Below are 19,924 nucleotides of genomic sequence, written 5' to 3'. Positions count from 1 at the left end.
GGGGGGGGGGGGGGGGCCCCCCGCGAGGGTGGGACCCGGCCAGGGGGCGGGTCCCACCCTCGGTGGTTCAGCTGCAGTGCTCGAACGCGCTGGTGTAGGCCTGGCCGCCGGCCGAGCCGCCCCACTGCACGCACTTGTCCGCCGCCGCGGCCTGGACCGGGCCGGCGAAGTAGGAGAACGAGCCGGAGTCCGTGACCCGCGCCGAACCCTTGACCTCCAGGAAGGCCGAGGTCGCGGTGGCCGTCCCGGCGGACGCGGTCTTCATCGTGCTGACGCAGTTCTTGCCGTTGGAAGCGTTGTACGACAGGTAGACCGTGCCGGCCGCGGCCCCGGTGCCGAGCGGCGCCGAGTCGATGACGCTGTAGCCGCCGCCGCAGGCCGGCGCACCGAGCGCGGCTTCGGTGACCGTGGCGTAGCGGATCGAGTTGCGGTATTCGCCCCCCGTTCCTGCTTCGAAGATCACTCCGGCCGACGACCCGGACAGCGGAACCATGTCCGAGTACGCCGCGTCCTGGCCCCACACGAGCAAGCTGCCGGCGGTGCCGGTCCAGTTGGCGCCCTCGTCGAACGACGAGTGGATCCGCAGTTCCTTGCGTTCGCCGCAGACGGACGGCGCGGCGAACAGGAGGCGGTTGTACTTGCCGCCGGTGTCGGTCGCGCTCATGCGGCCCGTCGACCCCTCGACGACCGAGGTGACGAGGTCGGTGGCGAAGGTGAAGTTCTGGCTGAAGGTCTCGGCGCCGTCCGAGCTGATCGCGAACGCCCGGTTGCGCGTTCCGTCGGCCAGGCACTTGTTGCCGTCGTTCGCCTGGTTGCGGGCGGCGGTGTAGACCCGGCCGTCGTCGAGTTCGGTGACGCTGATCTCCTGGGGGTTCATCGCGCTCGACGTCGGCTTGTCCTTGGCGCCGAGGTGCCAGGTGCTGCCCTTGTCGTCGCTGTAGATCAGGGCGCCGATGTTCGAGTAGCTCATCCCGGCTACGAGCCGGCCCGCGTGCTCGCCACGCGTCAGCACGATCCCGTGGGACGGCCCGGTGGCCAGCCAGCCCGGCGCGGTCGAGAAGCCGAGTTCGGTGGTCAGCGTCTTCGGCGCGCCCCACGTCTTCCCGTTGTCGTCGCTGATGGACACGCGCGGGACCCGGCCGCAGTCGGGACTGGTGAAGCACTGCATCGTCGACAGCAGCACGATCCGGTTGCTGTTCGGGATGACGATCGGCGCGGGATTGCCCTTCACGTCACCGAACGCGGTGATGACCGTGTCCATCGGGCCCCACGACTTGCCGCCGTCGATGGAGCGCTTCATCACGAGGTCGATCTTGCCCAGGTCGTTGCACCAACCGGCGCCGCCGCTGCGGCCCTCGGCGAAGGCGAGCAGGTCGCCGTTGTTCGCCTTGACGATGGTGGGGATGCGATAACAGTCGTGGCCGTCGGTGTTCCTGGCGAACACCACCGAGCTGGCTACGTCGGCCTGGGCGGTCGCGACGCCGATGGCCGCCGGGGCGGCGACGGCGGCGCACCCCAGCAGCCCGGCGAGCAGGCCACGGGCGAGTCGGGTGATCTTCACGGTGCGGGCTCCCTACGGATTCGGTCTGCGTCTCGGTGGCAGCGTCGACACCGTCCGTACAAGGCCCGTACAACCGTGCGTATAACGAACTATACGTGAACGGCGGAGAAAATTCAGGTGAACGCGGCCAGGGTGCCGAACCCCGTCGCCAGCACCAAAATCGTCGACAGGAGCCCCAAGAGCAGTGCCCGTCCGCCGCCGCGCAGCAACGCGCCGAGCCGGACGGCGCAGCCGAGGCCGAACAAGGCGCCCGCGAGCAGGAGCGTCGACGCGGTCTTCGCGACGTCGAGCACGAACGCGGGGACGAGACCGGTGCCGCGGACGGCGATGAGCGCGAGGAAACCGAGGACGAACAGCGGTACGAGCGGAGCGCGCCCGCCGCGGCGGGCGCGCTCGGCGGCGCCGACGACCGCGACCACCGGGGCGAGCAGGACGACGCGGCTCAGTTTCACCACGACGGCGATCCCGACCGCGGCGGCGCCCGCCGGCCCGGCCGCCGCGACGACCTGGGCGACCTCGTGCACGGAGATGCCGGCCCAGCTGCCGGTCCGGGTGGCGTCGAGGCCGAGGGCGCGGGCGAGCAGGGGGAGCGCGGCCAGCGTGACGCTGCCGTAGCAGGTGACGAGCGCGACGGCGGTGGCGACGTCTTCGTCGTCGCGCTCGATCACGCCTTCGACCGCGGCGATCGCCGACGCGCCGCAGATCGAGAAACCGGTGGCGACCAGCAGGGCGAGTCCGCGCGGCACCCGGACCAGCCGGGCGAGGCCGAGCGTGCCGAGGAACGTCACCGCGACCGTCACCACCACGGCGGCGAGCGTCCCGGGGCCCAGTGCGACCACCGTGGGGACGGCGAGCTGCAGCCCGAGCAGGACGACGCCCGCGCGCAGCAGCCGTTTGGTCAGGCGGCCGACGGCTTGGCGGTGCTCGGCGGTCAGCAGGGGCGTGCTGCCGGCGACGACACCCAGCACCACCGCGACGGTGAGGGCGCCCGCCACCGGCCACGCCCAGCTGAGCGCGTACGCCGCGGCGACGCCGAGCCCGGTGATCGCGAGGCCGGAGGTCTTCGCCGTCATCAGTGCCATGTCGCCAGCGTCGCCGCTCACGGGCGCGCGCGGTAGCCGGCGACCGGAGCGGAGGTCATAGACTGAAGCTATGACCGGACCCGATCTGGATTCACTGCGCCTGCTCGTGCTCGTCGACGACCTCGGCAGCATCGGCCAGGCGGCCGGGGCGCTCGGCATCGCGCAGCCGTCGGCGAGCAAACGGTTGTCCACTTTGGAACGACAGCTGGGCCTGTCCCTGGTGGACCGGACCCGGCGCGGCTCGGCGCTGACCCCGGACGGCCGGGTGATCGCGGGCTGGGCGCACCGGGTGCTGACCGAAGTGGACGGACTGCGCACCGGCGCGGAGGCCCTGCGCACCCAGCGTGGCGCGCAGCTGCGGGTCGCGGCGAGCATGACACTCGCCGAGCACTTCGTGCCCGCCTGGATCGGCGAGGTCAAGCGGCGCGGGCCGGACACCTACGTCGGGCTCGAAGTGGTGAACTCCGTGCAGGTCGCCGAACTGGTCCTCCGCGGCCGGGTGGACCTCGGCTTCGTCGAGTCCCCGGGCCCGTGGCCGGGTCTGGCCACGCGCCGCGTCGCGGTGGACCGGCTCGTCGTCGTGGTCCCGGCCGGGCACCCCTGGGCCCGGCGCCGCCGCCCGCTGACGGCCGGGGAACTGGCCGCGACGCCGCTGGTGGTGCGGGAGCCGGGTTCGGGAACCCGCGAGACGGTCGAGGCGGCGCTGCGCCGGGCCGGCGCCGGTCCCGTGACGCCGTTGCTGGAACTGGGCTCGGCTTCGGCGGTCCGCAACGCGGTGATCGCGGGAGCCGGCCCCGCGGTGATCAGCGACCTCGACGTGGTGCGCGAAGTGGCGGGACGCCGGCTGGTGCCGGTGGCAGTGGCCGGGGTGGAGCTGGGCCGGGTGCTGCGGGCGGTGTGGCCGGCGGGCCGTCGCCTGGCCGGCCCGGCGGCGGAGCTGTTGACGTTGGCGGTGAAGTCCGGGGTGGCGTGAGGCGCGGGAGACCCGGGGGAGTCCGCCCGCCCAGCCCCACCCCGGGCGCCCGCCCCTGCCCCGCGTCGCCCCGACGCGGGGCTGGGCGGCCGCGGTTGCTCGGCGATCGGTGCGGCGAGATCCGCGGCCCGCGGTGCCGGGTCCCGTGGTGCCGGGAGCCTGCGGCGCACTCGCGTCCGCGCTCGAGTGGGCGGGACCGGAGTCGTCAGGGCGCGGGGAGTTGACCCGAACATCGGGGTCGCCTTGCCATCGATCGAGCGGCGATATATCGTCTGAATGTCGCCGATACGGCAGCGATACGAATGCGATACGACGGGAGGCCATCATGGAGATGAGCGCGGGAGCAGGACGGATCTTCGCCGGGTTCGGGGGAGCCTTCGGGCACCACGGCCACGGACGTCCGGAGCACGCCATGCCGGGGCACGACAGGCTGGAGCACGCCGTCCCGGGGTACGAAGACTGGGACGGTGGCCCGGAGCTGGCCCGCGGCGGGCCGCCCGGCGGATTTCCGCCGCACCCGCCGCACCCGCCCCAGCCACCGCAGCCTCCCGGTGGTCCCGGTGGGCCCGGCTTCCCTGGTTTCCCCGGGTTCCCGGGTGGCCCGGGGTCGTTCGGCGGCCCGGGCGGCTGGGCCGGCGGCGGCGGCCCCTTCCAGCGGGCGCGGGAGTTCCGCGGCGGCCGCCCGGCGGCGCGTCCGGTGCGCCCGGCCGTGCTGGCGCTGCTGGCCGAGGAACCCCGGCACGGCTACCAGCTGATGCAGGAGATCCGGCGCCGCACCCACGACCGGTGGCGGCCCAGCCCCGGTTCGGTCTACCCGATCCTGCAGCAGCTGGAAGACGAAGGCCTGGTCCACACGGTCGAGACGGCCGGGCGCCGCGTCGCCGAGCTGACCGACGCGGGGCGCGAGCACGTCGCCGGGCGTGAGGCGGAGTTCGCCGCGCTGTGGGAGGAACCCGAGGAGGAGCCGGGCGCCGACCGATTCGCCGCGCTGTGGCACGCGCTGGGGGAACTGTCCGGCGCGGCCGCCCAGGTCGGCTACAGCGGCACCGAGGCGCAGGTCGCCGAGGTGAAGAAGATCCTCGCCGACGCGCGCCGCCGCGTCTACGCCGTGCTGGCCGACGCCGGCCTGGAGGACGAGGACGCCTGAGCCGCCGCCCGCCGGATCGTCCACATCGGACGATCCGGCGGGCGGAGTAGGCTCCGCTCGTATGGAGGAGAAGGACTTCGCCGCGCACCTGACCGCGACCATGACGGGCAGCGCGCTCACCATGCTGATCGGGCTCGGGCACCGCACCGGGCTCTTCGCGGCGGCCGCGCGCGGGCCCGCCACCAGCGCCGGGCTCGCCGAGCGTGCCGGGCTCCGGGAACGCTACGTCCGCGAGTGGCTCGGTGCCATGGTCACCGGCGGGATCTTCACCTACGACGGCCGGGAGTACACCTTCCCACCGGAGCACGCGAAGTTCCTGCTCGGCGAAACGGCGTCGAACCTCATGCCGTCACTGCTGACGCTGTCCGCGTTCACCGGCATCCTGCCCGACCTCGAACGCGCCTTCGCCGACGGCGGTGGCGTCCCGCGGTCGGCGTACGGCCCCCACCTGGAAACCCTCGGCGCGAAAACCGGCGACAGCTGGAAGCACATCTACCGCGAGCACCTGGTGGACGGCTTCTTCGGCGCGGTCCCCGGGCTGAAGGAACGGCTCACCGCGGGGGCGCGCGTGCTGGACCTCGGCTGCGGCACCGGCAACGCGATCGCCGTCGCCGCCCGTGCGTTCCCCGCGTCCCGCTTCACCGGCCTGGACATCAACGCGAGCGTCGTCGAGCAGGCGCGGGAAAACCGGCTGCCGAACGCCGAGTTCGCCGTCGGGGACGCCGCCGAGCTGACCGCCGACCCGCCCTACGACCTGATCACCGCGTTCGACGCGATCCACGACCAGGACCGCCCGGACGTCGTGCTGCGCCGGATCCGCGGCGCGCTGGCGCCGGACGGGCTGTTCTTCATGGTCGACACCAATTTCTCCAGCGACGTCGCGAAGAACGTCGGCAACCCGCTCGCCGCGCTGTGCTACTCGATCAGCCTGATGTACTGCACGACGACGTCACTGGCCGAGGGTGGCGCCGCGCTGGGGGCGATGTGGGGCACCGAAAAGGCGGCGGAACTGCTCGCGGACGCGGGGTTCCGGCACGTCGAAGTGCTCGGATCCCCGCGCCCGCAGAACTGCATCTACGTCTGCCGCCCGTGAATCACTGCTGGTAGGGCGCCGCCGCGGCCTTCGCGGCGGTGACCAGCGCGCCCTTGTTCTTCGGCCAGAAGGTGCTGTCGACGCAGGTGTAGCGCGGCAGGAAGCCACCGCACGTGCCACTCGAACCGCCGACCTCGAACGTCACGCTGGCGACGCCGAGTTCGCCGTAGGTGAAGTCGTCGGTGGTGCCGCTCGTGTCGTACCCGACGGTCTCCTCGTTGGTGCCGACGAGGTAGCCGTTGGACGCGGCGTACTTCGCGCCGAGCCGGCGGTACTGCGCGTCGTTCGGCGAGGTGGCCTGCGTGAAGCCCCACGGGATGATGATGTCGTTGCCGTAGCTGTGCAGCGTGATCATCGTGCCCTTGGCCGTCGACGGCGCCGGGTCGTTGTTCCCGGTGCCGCGCTGGTCCGGGAAGATCGCGCGAGCCAGCTTCTCGAGCGCCTGCGTCTCGGGCTCGGAACCCGCGCTCACGCCCTGGTAGGTCTCGGAGCAGGCGGAGTTGGAGTCGCCGCCCCACTTGAACGTCGAGTTCCGGTTGAGGTCGACGCCGATGTTCGTGCCGCTGCAGCCGCCGCGGGAGTTGTTCGCGTTCTTGCGTTGCAGCTTCGGCGAATTCCCGCCGGAGGCGACGATGTCGACGCCGTCGGGGTTGGCGATCGGCACCACCCAGACCTCGGTTGTGTCCAAAATGGACTTCGCGGTGGCGTCGGTGGCGTAGCCGTCGGCGAGGTAGTCGATCCAGCGCCAGGCGAGCTCGCCGGTCGACAGCTCGCGCGCGTGGATCTGGGCCATCAGGAAGAACTTCGGCTTCGTCGAAGTCGTCGAGAGCGTGCAGTCACCGGCCTGCTTCTTGGTCAGGCAGAGGGCCTGGATGTCGTGGCCGCCCTGGCCCTTCGTCTTCTTCCACGACTGGCCGATCGTGTACTTCGTGGCCAGGTCGGGGTGCGCCGAGGCGACCTGCGTGAGGTGGTTCTCCTGCGCGGTGACCGTCCGGTACCCGCCGTAGAATGTGTCAGCCGCCAGGCTGTCGGTCCGGGCGGGCAGTTCCTTGTAGACGGTGTCGAAGAACGACGGCCGGTAGCCGCGCGCGCGGAGCTGGTTCGCGACCGCCTGACCGCCGACGACGTAGACGGCCCCGGCGTCGCCCTCCTCGACGTCGAAGCCGGCCGCGGCCAGCGCCTGCGCCTGGGCGGCGGTGGCCGGGACGCGCCAGAACACCGGCGTGTCCGCCGCCTGCGCGGTGGCGGTCCCGCCGAGCAGGGTGGTGAGCAGGACACCGGTCGCCGCGAGGGCGAGCCGGGACAGGGACCTTGACACCATCGGAGGATCTCCTCACGCCGCACGGATGGACGTCCGGCGGGGACCGCGAGCCCACGGTCACCATACCGGCACGCACAGTGTGTCGGCCGGGGACAAACCCGCCATACCCCCGAAAGTCGCGAGTCCGCCCATCGCGGCCCGTAGCATGAACCCGCACACGGGGGTGGAAATGCTCGAACCGGTTTACGTCGACGAAGCGCGGTTGGATGGGTACTACTCGCAGGTCGTGACCAAGCCCAAGGTGCGCCGGGTGCCGACCTACTCGATCAGCGCCGGCCTCAGCCCGTCGATCGGGCTGCAAGGAGCGGTGACGCAGGTTCCCGCCGCGCTCGCCGAGAAGCTGGACACCGTCTGCGCGTATCTGGGCGGTCAGGACGTCCTCGGCCTGGCCCGGCCGGCCATCGACGACTCGTGGGACAACGCGTCCCCCGATCCGGACCTGCCCGAAGCCGTCTGGAAGGAGCTGCGGAGAACGTTTCGCCGGGAGACGTGTGAAGTCCGGTCCCTGCTGCTGCCGCCGCCTGCCGATGCCCCGCCGGGAACGGACGGCCTGGCGCTCTGGATTTCGCCGCACCCGCTCGAAGGCGTGACCGACAGCCGCGGCAACGACGAGATCGGCGCTCTCTACCTGCTCCCGAACTTCCCGTTCGCCGATGGGCCGGTCCGCTACGTCTCCGGTCTGTCGCTGCTCGCCATGCTCTATGACATCGGACTGCGGCAATTCGTGTCGGGTCTGGAGCGGTTCGCCGACGACAGCGGCCGTCGACCCTGCCGCGGCACCCGGGACACCCGGGGAGCCCGCCTGCACGACCTGCTCGAACTCGGGCGGTGGGGGCCGCCCAAGATGGTCGACGTCCTCTACCGCATCCGGGCGTCATTCTTGGACAGCGACGACGGCTACCGGGTCACCACGATCGCCTACCCCATCGCCATGCTGCGCGCTTAGGAACGCCCAAGGGCGTCACTTTCCCTATGAAAGTGACGCCCTTGGGCGTCGGGGCTAGCGCTTCAGGCCGTGCTCGATGGCTTCGATGATCCGCGGCCGCAGCTCGGCCGCGCTGATGATCGCGTCCACCGAGCCGACCTCGACCGCGCGCTGGATGCTGTGGACCCGGTCGAACTCCGCCGCCACCTCGCTGACCTTCTCCGCGCGGACCGCCGACTGGAGCTCCGCCAGCTGAGCGTTCAACGTCGCCCGTGCAGCGCCGCCGGCCGCCGCGACCTGGGCCTGCAGCTCCGTCACCCGGGGGTCGTTCGCCGTGCGGTTGTTCACCTCGCCGGAGAAGACGACGGCCGCCGCCGGGGCGCCGCCCAGCACCGAAGCGAACGAGCCTTCCAAGGCCAGCACCGTCATGTTCGGGTTGAGCGCCTTGGAGAACACCACGAACGCGCCGCCGTGGTACCGCGAAATCACGCAGAACACGATCGGGCCCTCGAAGTTGACGATCGCCCGGCCGATCTCGGCGCCGTACTCCAGCTGCAGTTTCCGCAGCGACTCCGGCGAGCCGTCGAAGCCCGACAGGTTCGCCAGCACGACCAGCGGCCGGTTGCCCGACGCCGCGTTGATCGCCCGCGCCGTCTTCTTCGACGAGCGCGGGAACAGCGTGCCCGCGGTGTAGGTGTCCGGGCCGTCGGTCGGGGGGAAACCGCGGCGGGGCACCGAGCGCGACTCGATGCCGACCAGGCAGACGGGGCGGCCGCCGATGTGCACGTCCTGCACCGCCGAGGTGTCCGCGTCGGCCATGCCGGCCCAGCGCTCGAGCACCGGGTGGTCCTGGTCCGACAGCGCGCGCATCACCGTGCGGATGTCGAACGGCTTCTTGCGGTCCGGGTTGTGCTCGGCCGAGAAGATCTGGCCGACCGTCGTGAAGTCGCTGCCGACGATCGCGTGCGGGAACGAGGAGACGTCACGCTCGATCGGGTCGGTCGTGCCCACCTTGCGCGGCCCGGCCTCGCCCGGCACGACGTAGGTGTGGTCGTAGTACGACATCAGCACGGCACGAGCGGCCGGCAGGTTCGGCGCCCAGTACTGCGCCTGGCCGTTCGGCCCCATGACGCGGTCGTAGCCGCCGATGCCGTAGTTGTCCTCGGCCGACACGCCGCCGGAGAAGTCCAGCGCCTGCTTCCCGGTGAGCACCATCGCCGAGTCCGGCGTCATCACCAGGATGCCCTTGGTGTGCATGAGCATCGTGGCTTCGGCGTTCCAGTACGGCTGGGCGCCGACGTTGATGCCGTTGACCACGATGTTGATCTCGCCGCCGTCCTGGGTGAACGTGACGATCCGCTTGAGCGCCGCGGCGACCCAGTCCATGTTCTCGGTGCCCGAGGACATCGAGATCCGTGCCCCCGACGACAGGGCGAACCACTCCAGCGGGACGCCCATCCGCTCGGCCAGGTCGAGGGCCGCGATGACGCGCGAGCACTCCGGCTCCGACAGCGCGCCCAGCGACTTCGTCGGGTCGCCGAGCAGCACGACGCGGGTGACGCCCTCGGGGTGCCGCTCGGTCGGCGTCGTGACGACGCCCGCGACGATCGCCGCGGTGTTCTGGCCCTTCGGCCGGTCCACGGGGACCAGGGCGCCCACGTTCGAGGCACCCTGGGCCGCCGACGACGGGCCGGCCGTGGCTTCCAGGTCGTGTTCGACGAAGGTGCCGTCCGGCCCGGCGAGCAGCCCGGTCAGCTCGTACGGGTAGACGTTGCCGCGCCGCGCCGCGCGGAGCACCTTGAGGCGGTAGCCGTCCAGCGGCTTCACCGGCTCGGTCGACGGCGGCTCGACGTGCAGCCGCGCGCCGTGCCCGGGGTCGAGGGTGATCCGGACGGCGAGCTCGGCCAGCTTGCCCGCGTCCGTGCGCCGCCGCGCCAGGAACTGGACCTCCTCCAGCCCGGCCCCGACCGAGGTCGGCAGGATGCGCTGGACGAGGGTGTTGAGCTCCTCGGTGGTCAGATCGGTCGGCGGCCAGACGTACATCATGATCCGGTTGGTGTCGAACCGCTTGTTCTGCGGCCGCTGCGCCTGGATGTTCCGGATCGCGTCGAGGCAGGCGGTGACCGCGTCCTCGAGCGCGGGCAGGGCGACCAGCCTGCCGTCGGCCTCGCGCAGCGGGGTCAGGTCGCGGACCTGGCCCATCGCGATCAGCCGTTCGTCGGCCGGGTTGGTCTTCGCCACGGCCTTGAAGAGGTAGATCTCCTCGTCCGCCGAGGGCAGCCGGGTGAGGTCGAACTCGCGCAGCCGCTGCAGCTGCAGGCGCTGGGCGATCTGCGGGTGCAGGCCGCGGATCAGCCGGTCCTCCGTGAAGCCCGCGCCTTCGCGCTCGAAGGTGAAGTGGTGGTGCATCACGGCACCGCCGGTGCCGGCCACGGTGACCACGATCCGGCGCACCGCCACCGGCGGCGGGTTCTCGGTCAGCAGCGTGCTGAGCCGCTCCGCGGTCGCGTCGACGTCCGGCTGGTCCTCCCAGCTCAGGTACAGGTCGGCGACCACGCCGTCGGTGGCCACCTCGCCCAGCGCGTGGAGGGCGTCGGGCAGGGCGGCGATGTCGACGGCGGTGGTGACCAGCGGCAGCACGCCTTCGGGGGCGTTCAGGTCGGCGGTCAGCCACCGGAGGCCGCCGGCCTCGCGCACGGCGACCCCGGACAGCCGCCGGTTGCCGTAGTACCGGCGGGTCAGCACCTCCAGCAGCGGCGCGTGGTCGCGGCCCGGCCGCCCGATCCGCTGCCCGATCAGCCGGACCAGGGGCTGCGAGCCGGTGATCATGGCCTGGATCCGCTCGGCGCGGTCCGGCGCGTCCGGGTGCTGGTCGAGGTAGCGCAGCTCGGTGCGGACGGCGGCGTAGACGTGGGCGCGGTTGCGGCGCAGCAGCGGCTGGGCGAACCAGCGGAAGACCACGCCGCGGGCCAGGTCGGACACCGCGGGGAAGCGCACCTGTGTGGCTTCGACCAGGTGTTCCAGGACGAGCCCGGCGCGTTCGCTCAGCGACTCGGCCGGGGGCGCCCCGGTCAGCCACTGCCGCAGCAGTTCCGAGACGACGGCGATGTCGGCCGGCATCCGCTGCTGGGCCAGGAAGATCCGGAAGACGGTGGCTTCGAGCTCGGGGGTCCGGTCGAGGTCGGCGACGCCGTAGTGCTCGAGCACCTGCCGCAGCCGGGCTTGGAAGCCTTCGGTGACGCCGGCGCGTTCGACGTCGAGGCTCTGCAGGTAGCTGTGGAAGAACTCGCGCGGGCTGTGCACCGGGCTGCCGGGTTCGGTGTCGAGCTCGCCGCCCGGGGTGTTGCGGCTCAGCTCGGACAGGTCGGCGAAGACGGTGAGCAGCTCCAGTTCGCCCTCGATCGGCCGGCCGCCCAGCTCGGCGCGGGCCTCCAGGTACGCGGCCAGGACCCGCTTGCGCTCGGCCGGGTCGATGTCGAAGCCGAGCAGGAGGCTCCGCAGGTCCTGCAGGCCGCGCTGGACGCGGTCGGCCGCGGAGACACCGGCCGGTGCCGAGGGCAGGTCGATCTTGACGGTCTCGGTCTCTTCGGCCACCTCCTCCTCGGCGCCGTCGGCCAGGGGCTCCAGCCGCATCAGGGGCGCGCCGGTCGCGACCTGGCTGCCGACCGACACCGGGCATTCGCGGACCCGGGCGCGGAACGGCGCGCGCAGCACCGTCTCCATCTTCATGCTCTCCAGCACGAGGATCGGCGCGTTCGCTTCGACCTCGTCGCCGACGGCCAGCGGCGTCGCGACGACGAGCGCGGGCGCGGGGGAGCGGACGACACCGCCCTCGTCGCGGCTGATGCGGTGGGTGACGCCGTCGACCTCGACGAGGTGGATCGGGCCGTGCGTGGCCGAGACCAGCCGGAACCGCCGCCCGTTGACCAGGATCTGGCCGCTGTGGGCGTCGAACCGGTCGATCTCGATGTCGGCGTGGTGCACGTCCGGGGTGCCGGCCGAGATGCCGACGCGGAACCGCTTCCGGCCGGCCCTGGCCACGCTCACCCGGTAGCCGACGCCACGGAGCTTGAGGTCGAGCGGGCGGCCGGTCTCGTGCCGGACCTGCGGGCGCCCGCCGTGCGCGGTCGCCAGCAGGCGCTGGACGGAGACTTCCTCTTCGTCCTGGTAGGCCTCGATGGCGGCCGCGGCGAGCGCGACCGCGGAGTGCCGGTGGGTGACCAGGCGGCCCTCGCCGCGTACGCGGTCGATCCAGCCGGTGTCGGCGCTCGCGTCGATCACCTCGGGCTGGTCGAGCAGGTCGAGCACGAAGCTCTTGTTGGTCGCACCGCCCTCGATGATCACGGTGGTCTCGGCCATCGCCCGGCGCAGGCGCGCGAGGGCCTCGTCGCGGTCGCGGCCGTAGGCGATGATCTTGGCGATCATCGAGTCGAAGTCGGCCGGGATGGTGTCGCCCTCGCTGACACCGGTGTCGACGCGGATGCCGGGCCCGGCGGGCAGGGCCAGCCGGGCGATGCGGCCGGGCGAGGGGGCGAAGTCGCGGTCGGGGTCTTCGGCGTTCAGACGTGCCTCGACGGCGTGACCGCTCTCGGCGGGCTGCTCGCCCTCGAGCTTCCCGCCGCCGGCGACGTGGAGCTGCAGCTTGACCAGGTCGGTGCCGGTGGTGAGCTCGGTGATCGGGTGCTCGACCTGCAGGCGGGTGTTGACCTCGAGGAAGGCGAACAGCTTCTCGCCCGGGTGGTACAGGAACTCGACGGTGCACGCGCCGCGGTAGCCCACGGCCACCGCGAGCCGCTCCGCCGACGTCTTCAGCTCGGCCGTCTGCGCCGGCGAGAGGACCGGCGACGCGGACTCTTCGATGATCTTCTGGTTGCGCCGCTGGACCGAGCAGTCGCGGACGCCGAGCGCCCACGCCGTCGCGCCGTCGGAGATGACCTGGACCTCGACGTGCCGGGCGCCGGTGACCAGGCGCTCCAGGAAGACGACGCCGGAGCCGAAGGCACGCAGGGCTTCCTGGCTGGTGCGCTCGTAGGCGTCGGCGAGGTCCTCGCCGGAGGCCACCATGCGGATGCCGCGCCCGCCGCCGCCCGCGGTCGCCTTGAGCATCAGCGGGTACCCGATCCGGTCGCCCGCCGCCAGGGCGTCTTCGAGCGTGGCGACCTCGCCGCGGCTCCAGGGCGCGACCGGGACGCCGACCTCTTCGGCGATCAGCTTCGCGCCGATCTTGTCGCCGAGCTTGCGCATGGCGTCGGCGCTCGGCCCGACGAAGGTGACGCCGACCTTCTCGCACAGCTCGGCGAAGGCCGGGTCCTCGGCGACGAAGCCCCAGCCGACCCAGGCGGCGTCGGCCTTCGTCTCGACCAGCGCCCGCTCCAGCTTGGCCAGGTCGAGGTAGGGCCGGGCCGAGGCCGGGCCCAGGTCGTAGGCCAGGTCCGCCTCGCGGACGAACGTGGCGGTGCGGTCGGCGTCGGTGTAGAAGGCGACCGTCTCGATCCGCGTCCCGGTTTGCGCCGACAGATCCCGGACGGCGTGGATGAGCCGCATCGCGGCCTCTCCGCGGTTGACGATGGCGACACGACTGAACACCGGCTGAGCCTCCCAAGTTCCCCACGCGCAGAAGGCGACGCCTTGTCCTGGAACGTCGCCCGCACCTGTCTACACCCTGGTGGATGACCGCGGGCGAGACCAATGTCCGCCATGGCGCATGCCGGGGCGGCTGAGTTGTGGGAACCCGACAAAAAGCGACCCGCGCCACACGGTCCCGACCGGTTTTGACGCGAGGTCTTCTCCAAAGCGCGCCGCAGGCTACGACCGGGGGAACTTCCGGTGACGCGGAAGCGGTCAGGAGGCGAGGAGGACGTCCGACTCGAGGACCTGGCCCAGTTCGCGGCGTTCGGCTTCCGACAACGGGACTGCGGCGACATCGCACCGGCCGTCCGGGCCCGGCGCGGTGGTGACCGCCAGCACGGGCCGTCCGTCGATCTCGCGCAGCGTGACGCGGCCACCGCACGCGAGGTCCACGGTGACGCCGGGGCGGTCACGGTGCCTGCCCAGCCACCGGCTGACGAAATCGAAGGTCATCGAGGTCTCCCCTCGGTACGGCGCGCTCCCCCTGGAGCACAGGTGCCATTGCCGGGTGCCCCGGATACCGCGGATCTACACCCGATCGTGCGAAACGGCGGGCCGGCACCCCCGACGTGTGCCGGCCCGTCCGCTGCTCCCCGGCCGGTCAGTGCAGGGGCGCTTCCAGGACGTAGCGCTTCGCGAGCCCCGCGCCGCAGTCGACCTCGACGGTCCGCCGGACCACCTGGGCGCCGTCGTCGCCGCGCAGTGCGTAGCCGACCGCCGTCGAGTCCGGGATCGTGCGGACCTCGGCGGGCACGCGCCCACCGGCGGCCAGCCGGCGCAGCAGCCGCTGCAGCGGCGCGTCGAGCGCTTCATCCACAGTGGACGGCTGCCGCGTGGTTCCGCCGGCCGCGGACGGCGCGGCGGGTGCGCTCCCGGTCAGCCGCTCGACCTCGCGGGTCGCGTCGACGATCGTCGTCACCGTGCCCCCGCCGTCGATGCCGACCCGCACCTCGCCGAGGCCGGGCGTGACGACCGGGTGGCCGTCGACCAGCTGCGTGAACACCACGTGGGTCTCGCGCACCCGCGGGTCGGCGACCTCGTCGGCCGTGCCGCCCGCGTGGTACTGGTGGCGCACCTTGTCCGCGACCAGGTCGACGCGGTCGGCCAGGCCGAACGTCTCGACGGCGTCCTGGGCGATCCGGACGGCTTCGGCGGCGCTCGGCGCGTCCCGGCCACTGCCGTCCGCGTCGGCGAAGGTGATCTCGCGGACGCCGCGGTGGTCGACGCTCAGCCGCGGGCCGCCCTGGCCGGCGCCCAGCACGACACCGTGCGGGCCCAGCGCGTCGTCGGGCACCCCGCCGCCGAGCCGGACGCCGTAGTGGCCGGCCAGCTCGGTCAGCCGGGCCGGCGAGAGCCGCTGCGGCGCGAACCGGGCCGTCTGCGGCGAGCCCGGCAGCTCCAGCCGCGCCGCCCGGATGCTCTTGGCGGCGTCGTACCACGTCCACCACCACCAGTTCTTCGACGCGGCGGCGGTCGAGAAGGAGCCTTCGTTCCACAGCCGGTCCTGGGCCTCGGCCTGGGTCGCCCCGCACGCGACGGCCGACGGCGCCTGGTGGTGGTCGATGTCCCACGACGCGTCCAGCCACGCCTTGCTGAACTTGTGGCCGTTGCCGTTCCACTTGCTGAAGAAGCCGGCGCCGTAGTTCGGGCTGTCGACGCTGGTCGTCTCGAAGCCGAAGATCATCCGCAGCCCGAGGTTGGCCGCGTCCCACGTGCGGATCGGGCTGTTGCCGTCGCCGATGCGCAGCGAGAGGCAGGTGGAGAAGAACAGGTAGCGCGCGACCTCGTTGCCCAGCCGCATGTCGGCCGAGTTCGCCCAGGCCGTCCCGCCCCACGTGCCGCCCATCGGCATCGAGAACACGCCGTTGCCGTCCATCGTCCCGTGTCCGGAGTGGTACTCGGCGACGCAGGCGTCGAAGCCGTACGTGCCCTGCCAGTCGTCGTACTGCTCGCCGTAGATCCACGACAGCACGCCGCCGTCGGTGTACCAGAAGTTCGGCGCGGTGAACTGCTTGACGTAATTGTAGAAACCGCCCGCGTCGTCGTGGGTGTAGGAAAGGTCGTTGATTCCGGGCGGAAAGTCCTCGATCGAGCAGACGCCGTACCGGTTGGCGCCGCGGTCGGCGGCGATGCCGGTGGCGGCGAACGGATCGCCCGAGGTCAGCGGCCGCGCGGTGGCGGACGCGCCCGGTGGTGCGGTGACCACGCCGTTCTTGAGCAGTGCCATGATTTCCTCCCCATCGGTGCCGAATGCAGCGATCGGACGGTAGCCGTCAAGGCGGTGAAAACACTCGGATACATCTTTTTGCTACACCTTCAGCGCAATTTTTTCAGTGCTGCACCGATTCTGTGGGCCATTCCCGGGCGCGGCCCGGAACCGGTCAGGCGGAACCGGCCACAGTGGACATCATCGCGACGGGCAGTGCCGGGTTGGCCGCGGCGGCGACGGCCACCCGGTCGTCGGGGTGCCCGACAAGATCCAATGGACTGCGGGGCCAGGCCCGGGTGCCGGGCGAGCACGCGCAGGGCGCGGACCGGCGCGCCGTCGAGCAGCGCCCGGGCCAGGTCGGCCGGGCAGCGCGGGTGTTCCGCGATCCGGGGGTGCACCGCCGTCCCGTGGCGGGCGAGGGTCCGCAGCTGCGCCGGGCTCAGTCCCGGGTGCGGCGCGACGGCCCGGGCCACCCCGGCGTCCGGGTCTTCGGCGAACCGGGCGACCAGGTCGGCGGGCAGGTCGGGGTGCGCCGCGGCCAGCCGCCTCACCTGGGCCGCGGCGGAGCAGGCGAGGGTCCGCAGCTCGGCTTCGGTCGCGGTGGCGACGCGCGGCACGAGGACTCGCCCGATCCTGGTTTCGAGCGCGAGTTCCGCCAGCAGCCGGAGCGGGACGCGCGGGTTGTGCGCGGCGGCCCGCCGGATTTCGCGGCTGTCGTCGCGGGCGAGCAGCCGCGGCAGGAACGCGACGGCGGCGGGGTTCCTCGCGAGGTCGTACCGGACGCCCGGCATGGCGTCTTCGGCGAGTTCCGCGTAGACCTCGCCGGCGAGGTCGGTGCGGGACGCCATCGCCCACCGGACGAGCACGTGCCCGCCGCCGGGGAGGGAATCCGGTGGGGTGGCGGGGTTTCCGGCGAGGGTGGCGAGCAGGTCGTCGGGCGACGCCCCCTGTTCCCATGCTACCGGGGCCCACCGACAAGATTCGGCTTCGCGCACGATGCGGCGCAGGAGGTCCGGGGGTGCCTGCTCGTTCGCGGCCAGTGCCCGGCGGACGGCCCGGCGGGGGTCCGCGGCCAGCCGGGCCATCGGCACCTGGCACCGGGCCGCCGAGGTGACCACGTCCAGGTCCGGATCCGCGGCCAGGAGGTCGACGATCGGCCCGGGGAGCGGAAACCGGGCGCTCAGCTCGGTGCGGATCACCGGGTCGGGGTCGCGGGCGAGCCGGTCGAACCCGGCCGGATCCGCGTCCGGTGGGCCAGTACCGCCAGCGCGCGCCAAGGATCGCCGAGGGGGATGTCGGCCGGCCTGAGCAGGCCGCGTTCGAGCAACGGGTACAGCACGCCCGCGCCGCACCGGTCCGCGAGCACCCGGGCGTGGTCCCGGGTGAGGTCCCCGCGGGCGGCGAGGATCGGTCCCAGCTCGTCGTCGGCCGTCGCGACCAGGTGGTCCAGCAGGCGAGCGGGCAGGGCGGGGTTGGCGGCCAGGCCGCACCGCAGCGGGGTCATCGTCTCCTCCGGACGTCCCGCCGGTGCGGAACAGAGCAGGATCGCGGACGTTTCGCTGCGGCGCAACCGGGTTTGCGGCCATCATGGCGGGATGAAACTCGGACAGCTGGTGTCGACCGCGCGGGACGTCTTCACCGCGAAGCTGGTCTACGGCGAACCGGTCGAGCGCGACGGGGTCGTCGTCATCCCCGCCGCCGCGGTCTTCGGCGGGGGCGGGGGCGGCGGCGCCGACGACAGCGACGCGCTGCCGGTGCGGGAAGGCGCCGGGTTCGGGGTGCTCGCCCGGCCCGCCGGTGCGTTCGTCATCCGGGACGGCACCGTGGCCTGGGTGCCGGCCGTCGACGTCACGCGGCTCGGGCTGGCCGCCGCCGTCACCGTCGTCGCGCTCGCGAAGATCCTGGCGAAACGCACCCGGTCCTGACCGGAAACCGGCGAAAGTTCACCGCCGGTTCTTGTCCGCGTTCGCGTTGCCCGCCTAGCGTCGGAGTGTCTCTCGACGCGGAGGTACCCATGGATTCCGGGAACGTCAGCCGGCGGACGCTGCTGCGCGCCGGCGGGGTGGCGGCGGCCGCGGGGATGCTGCCCGGCGTCGCGTTCGCCGAGCAGCCGGGTGGTTCGGGCAGCCGGACGCGGACCGTCACCGGTACCCTGAAACCGGACGTCCCGGACTGGTACTACCTGCCCGTCGACGTCCCGCGCGGCGTCCGGCAGATCGATGTCGCCTACTCCTACGACCGGCCGCCGGTGCCGGCCGGCACCCGCGGGAACGCCTGCGACATCGGCATCTTCGGCCCCGAAGGCCACGACCTGGGCACCGCGCGCGGATTCCGCGGCTGGTCCGGCGGCTTCCGCGACCGCTTTTCGATCAACGCGTCCGAAGCGACGCCCGGCTACCTCGCCGGGCCGATCGAGCCCGGGCGGTGGCACGTCGTCCTCGGCCCGTACACCGTGGCGCCGCAGGGCCTGGACTACCGCGTGGAGATCACGCTCACCTTCGGCCCGGACGGCGCGCCCTTCGAGCCGGCCCCCGCGCCGGAGACCGCGCCCGCCCGCGAGCGCGGCCGCGCCTGGTACCGCGGCGACAGCCACCTGCACACCGTTCACTCTGATGGCCGCCGCACCCCGGAGCAGCTGGTCGCCGACGCCCGCGCCGCCGGCCTCGACTTCATCGTCTCCACCGAGCACAACACGTCCAGCGCCCAGCTGGTCTGGGGCCACTACGCGCCCGAGGACCTGCTGATCCTCAACGGCGAAGAGGTGACGACCCGGTCCGGCCACTGGCCCGCGATCGGCCTGCCCGCCGGCACCTGGATCGACTGGCGCTACCGCGCGGCCGGCCCGCGGGACTTCCGGCGCTTCACCGCCCAGGTGCACCGGGCCGGCGGGCTGGTCACCGCGGCGCACCCGTTCGCCGGCTGCTTCGGCTGCACCTACGAATTCGCCTACGAGCTCGCCGACCTGGTCGAGGTGTGGAACGGCCCCTGGACCCAGGACGACGAGGCGAGCGTCATCCACTGGGACGGGCTGCTGCGCGGCGGCCGCTTCATCCCGGCGATCGGCGACTCCGACGCGCACAACCCGGACCAGCGCGTGGGCCTGCCGCACACCGTTGTCCTCGCGGACCGGCTGCGCCGCCGGGAACTCCTGGCGGGGTTGCAGGCGGGGCGCTCCTGGCTGGCGGAGTCGGCCGCGGTCCAGCTGGACTTCACCCTCTCCGGCGGCGGCACGACCGCGGGCATCGGCGAGCGGCTCGCCGCGGGCACCGGGACACCGGTGACCGCGCGGGCGGTGGTCGCCGGCGTGCCGGGGACCACGGTGACCTTCCTCGACCAGCTCGGCCCCGAGCACAGCGAGACGATCGGCGGCTCCGGCGCGGCCACGGTCACGTGGACGACCTACCCCCGCTACAGCCGCTGGGTGCGTGTCGAGGTCCGCCGCGCCTCCGGCGGCCCGAACACGACGGTGCCGAACGCGATGGTCGCGATGGCCAATCCGATCTTCCTCGGCCCCGGCCACTGAACCCGCACCCGGGGCACCGCGTCCTCCTTTGGCAGACTGGTGCGAACGGGTGATGGGGGAGGCAGGGTGCGCGGTTGCGGCCTGAAAGTGGCCATGTTCCTGGGGGCGGTCGTCGTGCTGACCGCCGGGATCATCGTGGCGGTCGTGCTGACGCGCGGTTCGGTCCGGACGCCGGGGTGCACGGTGGCGCCGCCGGGGGACAACGCGGCCGCGTACACGTTCACCCCGGAGCAGATGAACAACGCCGCGACGATCTCGGCCGTCGGCACCAAGCTGGGCCTGCCCGCCCACGCGGCGACGGTCGCGCTGGCGACGGCGTTGCAGGAGTCGAAGCTGCGCAACCTCGAAGGCGGTGACCGCGACTCGGCGGCTCGATCTTCCGGCTTCCCATCCACGGCCGCACCGAGCAGCAGCACCTGCGGAGGTTCGTCGAGTTCCCGGATGTCGTCCACTGGAACGGCC

At 72.8% G+C, this 19,924-nt stretch carries 14 protein-coding genes and 1 pseudogene; 7 read left to right on the top strand and 8 right to left on the bottom strand.

Features of this window, described 5'->3' with window-relative positions; all coding sequences use genetic code 11:
• Positions 1-67 precede the first annotated feature (67 nt).
• Complete coding sequence (locus AB0F15_RS42410; protein ID WP_360283116.1) at positions 68-1,561, bottom strand: sialidase family protein; 1,494 nt, start codon at positions 1,559-1,561, stop codon at positions 68-70.
• 113 nt (positions 1,562-1,674) lie between these two features.
• The gene (locus AB0F15_RS42405) at positions 1,675-2,643 is read right to left on the bottom strand and encodes a putative sulfate exporter family transporter (protein ID WP_360283114.1); all 969 of its coding nucleotides are present in this window, start codon (positions 2,641-2,643) and stop codon (positions 1,675-1,677) included.
• A 70-nt stretch (positions 2,644-2,713) separates the two neighbouring features.
• Here AB0F15_RS42405 and AB0F15_RS42400 point away from each other — a divergent pair, with 70 nt between their 5' ends.
• From AB0F15_RS42400 to AB0F15_RS42390, 3 genes are all read left to right on the top strand, one after another.
• Positions 2,714-3,616: a LysR family transcriptional regulator gene (locus AB0F15_RS42400; RefSeq protein WP_360283112.1), complete on the top strand. Its 903-nt coding sequence runs from the start codon at positions 2,714-2,716 to the stop codon at positions 3,614-3,616.
• A gap of 325 nt (positions 3,617-3,941) precedes the next feature.
• A complete protein-coding gene (locus tag AB0F15_RS42395; protein WP_360283110.1) occupies positions 3,942-4,763 on the top strand; it encodes a PadR family transcriptional regulator in 822 nt (273 codons plus the stop codon).
• 61 nt (positions 4,764-4,824) lie between these two features.
• A complete protein-coding gene (locus AB0F15_RS42390; RefSeq protein WP_360283108.1) occupies positions 4,825-5,856 on the top strand; it encodes a class I SAM-dependent methyltransferase in 1,032 nt (343 codons plus the stop codon).
• A 1-nt stretch (position 5,857) separates the two neighbouring features.
• Here the strand turns inward: AB0F15_RS42390 and AB0F15_RS42385 are convergent, their stop codons facing one another.
• Positions 5,858-7,177: a M14 family zinc carboxypeptidase gene (locus AB0F15_RS42385; protein ID WP_360283106.1), complete on the bottom strand. Its 1,320-nt coding sequence runs from the start codon at positions 7,175-7,177 to the stop codon at positions 5,858-5,860.
• Positions 7,178-7,346: 169 nt separating this feature from the next.
• Here AB0F15_RS42385 and AB0F15_RS42380 point away from each other — a divergent pair, with 169 nt between their 5' ends.
• Positions 7,347-8,123 (top strand): hypothetical protein, encoded by a 777-nt coding sequence (locus AB0F15_RS42380; RefSeq protein WP_360283104.1) that lies wholly within the window; start codon positions 7,347-7,349, stop codon positions 8,121-8,123.
• Positions 8,124-8,177: 54 nt separating this feature from the next.
• Here the strand turns inward: AB0F15_RS42380 and AB0F15_RS42375 are convergent, their stop codons facing one another.
• The 5 genes from AB0F15_RS42375 to AB0F15_RS42355 all read right to left on the bottom strand — a co-directional run bounded on the left by AB0F15_RS42375 (position 8,178) and on the right by AB0F15_RS42355 (position 17,443).
• Positions 8,178-13,688: a biotin carboxylase N-terminal domain-containing protein gene (locus AB0F15_RS42375; RefSeq protein WP_360283102.1), complete on the bottom strand. Its 5,511-nt coding sequence runs from the start codon at positions 13,686-13,688 to the stop codon at positions 8,178-8,180.
• 255 nt (positions 13,689-13,943) lie between these two features.
• Entirely contained in the window at positions 13,944-14,183 is a 240-nt protein-coding gene (locus AB0F15_RS42370; RefSeq protein WP_308675412.1) for a hypothetical protein, read from the bottom strand.
• A gap of 148 nt (positions 14,184-14,331) precedes the next feature.
• Positions 14,332-15,957: a DUF6345 domain-containing protein gene (locus AB0F15_RS42365; protein WP_360283099.1), complete on the bottom strand. Its 1,626-nt coding sequence runs from the start codon at positions 15,955-15,957 to the stop codon at positions 14,332-14,334.
• 89 nt (positions 15,958-16,046) lie between these two features.
• Complete coding sequence (locus AB0F15_RS42360) at positions 16,047-17,138, bottom strand: hypothetical protein (protein ID WP_360283097.1); 1,092 nt, start codon at positions 17,136-17,138, stop codon at positions 16,047-16,049.
• Complete coding sequence (locus AB0F15_RS42355; RefSeq protein WP_360283095.1) at positions 17,135-17,443, bottom strand: hypothetical protein; 309 nt, start codon at positions 17,441-17,443, stop codon at positions 17,135-17,137. The genes AB0F15_RS42360 and AB0F15_RS42355 overlap by 4 nt, the downstream gene beginning before the upstream one ends.
• Positions 17,444-17,534: 91 nt before the next feature.
• Between AB0F15_RS42355 and AB0F15_RS42350 the strand changes: the two genes are divergently transcribed.
• The 3 genes and pseudogenes from AB0F15_RS42350 to AB0F15_RS42340 all read left to right on the top strand — a co-directional run.
• On the top strand, positions 17,535-17,864 hold the full coding sequence (locus AB0F15_RS42350; protein ID WP_360283093.1) for a spore germination protein GerW family protein: 330 nt from the start codon (positions 17,535-17,537) through the stop codon (positions 17,862-17,864).
• Positions 17,865-17,953: 89 nt separating this feature from the next.
• Positions 17,954-19,462: a CehA/McbA family metallohydrolase gene (locus tag AB0F15_RS42345; RefSeq protein ID WP_360283091.1), complete on the top strand. Its 1,509-nt coding sequence runs from the start codon at positions 17,954-17,956 to the stop codon at positions 19,460-19,462.
• Between the two features lie 93 nt (positions 19,463-19,555).
• A pseudogene (locus tag AB0F15_RS42340) lies at positions 19,556-19,924 on the top strand (hypothetical protein); the annotation flags it as partial.

The sequence above is a fragment of the Amycolatopsis sp. NPDC026612 genome, assembly GCF_040638285.1.
GTDB lineage: Bacteria > Actinomycetota > Actinomycetes > Mycobacteriales > Pseudonocardiaceae > Amycolatopsis.
This window is presented reverse-complemented; position numbering and strand designations above follow the sequence as displayed.